This window comes from Nocardiopsis sp. LOL_012, assembly GCF_048060475.1.
Classification (GTDB): Bacteria; Actinomycetota; Actinomycetes; order Streptosporangiales; family Streptosporangiaceae; genus Nocardiopsis.
Genome location: NZ_JBHMIV010000123.1, coordinates 1 through 402 on the forward strand (window position 1 = coordinate 1; position 402 = coordinate 402).

Genomic DNA, 402 nt, shown 5'->3' on the forward strand with positions numbered 1-402 from the left:
TCAATCTGCTGTTGGATGAGTATCCGGAGACGTTCGCCCGCGTGCGGCAGGTGATGACCGGTGGTGAGGCGCCGTCGGTGGAGCATCTGCGGCGGTTCCGGGAGCGGTTCCCGGATGTGCGTTTGGTGCACGGCTATGGTCCGGCCGAGGCGATGGTGTTCACCAACGCGGCCACGGTCACGGAGGTGCCCGAGGGCCGGGTGCCGGTCGGCCGCCCCCTGGCCAACAAGCGCACCTACGTGCTGGACGAGGGGCTGCGTCCGGTGCCGCCGGGTGTGGTGGGTGAGCTCTACGTCGCGGGTGTCGGCCTGGGGCACGGGTACGTGAACCGCCCCTCCGCTACCGCCGAGCGGTTCGTGGCCGACCCCTTCGGTGGCCCGGGGGAGCGGATGTACCGGACCG

The 402-nt window shown here is 70.9% G+C and carries 1 protein-coding gene; it reads left to right on the forward strand.

Annotation, left to right across the window (positions count from 1 at the left end; genetic code table 11):
• Nucleotides 1-11: 11 nt before the first annotated feature.
• On the forward strand, nt 12-402 hold a 391-nt coding region (locus tag ACFHWE_RS23735; RefSeq protein WP_416604102.1), incomplete at its 3' end, for an AMP-binding protein.